Genomic DNA, 3,026 nt, shown 5'->3' with positions numbered 1-3,026 from the left:
CGAACAATAATTTCGTCGGTTTGCGCCAATACGAACAGCTTTTCGGGAATGACCGCTGGCTGACCTCGATCCATAATCTCGTGATTTTCGGCGCGCTGTTTCTCATTCTCGCGCTGGCGCTGGGATTTCTGCTTGCGGTCGCCATCGATCAGCGCGTGCGCAGCGAGAATCTGTTCCGCTCGGTCTTTCTATATCCCTATTCCATGTCCTTCGTCGTTACCGGCCTCGTCTGGCAATGGCTGCTGAACCCGAGCCACGGGATTCAGAAACTAGTGCGCGGCTGGGGATTTCCCGATTTCGCCTTCGATTGGATCGTGCGGCAGGACACCGTCATCTATTGCCTCGTATTCGCCGCCGTTTGGCACGCCGCAGGGCTGGTGATGGCGATTATGCTCGCGGGGCTGCGCGGGATTGACGAGGATATCTGGAAAGCTGCAAAGGTGGATGGTCTGCCTGCTTGGCGGGTCTATATCTCCATCGTCATCCCGATGCTGACGGCGAGTTTCGCTACCGCAGCCGTGTTGCTCTCCACCAGCGTCGTGCGGCTCTACGATCTGTCGGTCGCTATGACCAATGGCGGGCCGGGCGTTGCCTCCGAAGTCCCGGCAAAATTCGTCATGGATCATCTGTTCGAGCGCGCCAACGTTGGCCTTGCCACGGCGGCGGCCACCTCGATGTTGATAACCGTCATCGCCGTCGTCGCGCCGTATCTATACTGGCGCAGCCGCAAAGGAGGCCGGGCATGAGTGTTTCCCCGCCCTTTAAGGGCCTTAGGCCCAATGGTCGCAAACCCAAGCGCACAACGCCCGCCCGCTGGGGGATCTACGCTTTCCTCATCATCACGGCGGTGTTCTTTGCCCTGCCGCTCTATGTGATGATCGTCACCTCCTTGAAGCCGATGACGGAAATTCGCCTGGGCAATATTCTGGCGCTCCCGGATGCCTGGACGGTGGAGGCCTGGGTAAAAGCCTGGTCTTCCGCCTGCACGGGCCTGAACTGCAACGGCATCAGTGTCGGTTTCTTCAATTCGGTGACGATTCTCATCCCCTCGGTGTTCGTGTCGATCCTGGTTGGCTCGCTCACCGGCTACGCCCTGTCGTTCTGGCGGGTGCGGGGCGCGAATATTCTGTTCGGGGCGATGATGATCGTCGCCTTCATCCCCTATCAAATCTTCCTCTACCCGCTGGTCCGCGTGTTTTCCTTCATCGGGCTCGGCCAGTCGCTGCTGACGATCATCATCGTGCACACGATCTTCGGTCTGCCAACGATGACGCTGCTGTTCCGCAATTACTTCTGCGCGCTGCCGCCGGAACTTTATAAGGCGGCGCGGGTGGATGGCGCGGGTTTTTACCAGATTTATCGGCGGATCATGATGCCGATGGCGATCCCGATGATCGTCGTTGCCGTCATCCTCCAGGTTACGGGCATCTGGAACGACTTCATCCTTGGGCTGGTCTTCTCCGGGCGGGAAAACCTGCCGATGACCGTCCAACTCAACAATATCGTCAACAGCACCCAGGGCGAGCGCACCTACAACGTCGATATGGCGGCCACGATGCTGACGGCGCTGCTGCCGCTGGTCGTCTATTTCGCCTCGGGGCGCTGGTTCTTGCGCGGCATCGCCGCAGGCGCAGTGAAGGGTTAGGCAAATGGGTGCAACAGCAAATGTGGACCTTAAGGATATCTGCATCCGTTTCGGCAGTATCCGGGTTCTCGAAAACCTCAATCTCACTATCGCGCCGGGGGAATTCCTGGTGCTGCTCGGCCCCTCCGGCTGCGGCAAATCCACCTTGCTCAACGCCATCGCCGGGCTGCTCGATATCGCCGAGGGCGAAATTCATATCGGCGCGCGCAATGTAACCTGGGACGAGCCCAAGGATCGCGGCATTGCGATGGTCTTCCAAAGCTATGCGCTGTACCCGCGCATGAGCGTGCGCAAGAACATGTCCTTCGGGCTTGAGGTCGCGGGGCTACCGAAGGCGGAGATTGCCGAGCGGGTGGCGGTGGCAGCCCAGATGCTGCGGCTGACCGAGTTGCTCGACCGCCGTCCAGCGGAGCTTTCCGGCGGCCAGCGCCAGCGCGTCGCCATTGGCCGGGCGCTGGTGCGGCAAGCGGGGGTTTATCTCTTCGATGAGCCGCTCTCGAACCTCGACGCCCAGTTACGCGCCGAATTGCGCGTGGAAATCAAGCGCCTGCACGCCCGGCTGGGGGCGACGATGATCTACGTCACCCACGACCAGATCGAAGCGCTCACCCTGGCCGACCGGATCGCCGTGATGCAGGGTGGCGTGATCCAGCAGCTCGATACGCCGATGAAAGTGTATCGCGAGCCGGTCAACCGCTTCGTTGCGGCCTTCGTCGGCTCCCCGGCGATGAATTTTCTGCCGGGACGGATTGAGCGCGACGGCTTTTTCCAGTTCCCAGAGGATGGGCGCTGCGCGCTTGAGGGCTATCGCTGGCGAACGTCCGATTTCACCGGGGCTGCCACGCTCGGCATCCGGCCCGAACATATTCTGTACGGGGCCGATGCCGGACCCGCGCCCCTGATTGCCAATGTCGAGCTGGTGGAGCCGATGGGCGCGGATACGCTCGTTTGGTGCCGCCTGCCCAATGGCGCGCCGCTGGCCCTGCGCCATGCCGCCGAAGCCGCCCTGAAACCGGGCGACCCGCTGCCGGTGGCGTTTCCGGCCGATGCCCTTTCCCTTTTCGACGATGCGACCGGCGCGCGCCTGTGAGCGCCGCTTTAAGGAGAATAACCGTGGCTATGATCGATTCTTTCTCGTTTCAGCTTTATTCTGCCCGCTCGATGACCCCGCTCGCAGCGCAGTTCGATCTGCTCGCCGGGCTCGGCTATAAGCTGGTCGAGCCCTATAGCGGCCTGTTCGGCGATATCCCGGAACTCAAACGCCTGTTGGCCCAACACGGGATGCGCGCCCCCTCGGCCCACGTTGGGCTCGACCGGCTGCGCACCGATCCCAAGGGGGCGGCGCAGCTTTGCCGGGATCTCGCGTCGAACTGCTCATCGC

General features: G+C 61.7%; 4 protein-coding genes. All 4 read left to right on the top strand.

The genetic code is table 11. The features are described 5' to 3' along the window. Positions 1-746: carbohydrate ABC transporter permease (locus tag VZ95_RS06445; RefSeq protein ID WP_045775125.1), on the top strand; the 746-nt coding region annotated here is incomplete at its 5' end. Next, complete coding sequence (locus VZ95_RS06440; RefSeq protein ID WP_045775124.1) at positions 743-1,645, top strand: carbohydrate ABC transporter permease; 903 nt, start codon at positions 743-745, stop codon at positions 1,643-1,645. The genes VZ95_RS06445 and VZ95_RS06440, both read left to right, overlap by 4 nt. 4 nt (positions 1,646-1,649) lie before the next feature. Continuing rightward, complete coding sequence (locus VZ95_RS06435; RefSeq protein ID WP_045775123.1) at positions 1,650-2,735, top strand: ABC transporter ATP-binding protein; 1,086 nt, start codon at positions 1,650-1,652, stop codon at positions 2,733-2,735. Positions 2,736-2,758: 23 nt separating this feature from the next. After that, positions 2,759-3,026: hypothetical protein (locus tag VZ95_RS06430; protein ID WP_198148136.1), on the top strand; the 268-nt coding region annotated here is incomplete at its 3' end.

Source organism: Elstera litoralis (assembly GCF_000963705.1).
In the GTDB taxonomy this organism is placed as follows: Bacteria; Pseudomonadota; Alphaproteobacteria; order Elsterales; family Elsteraceae; genus Elstera; species Elstera litoralis.
Note: the sequence above shows the minus strand (reverse complement) of the source record. Positions and strands in the feature narration are given on the sequence as shown.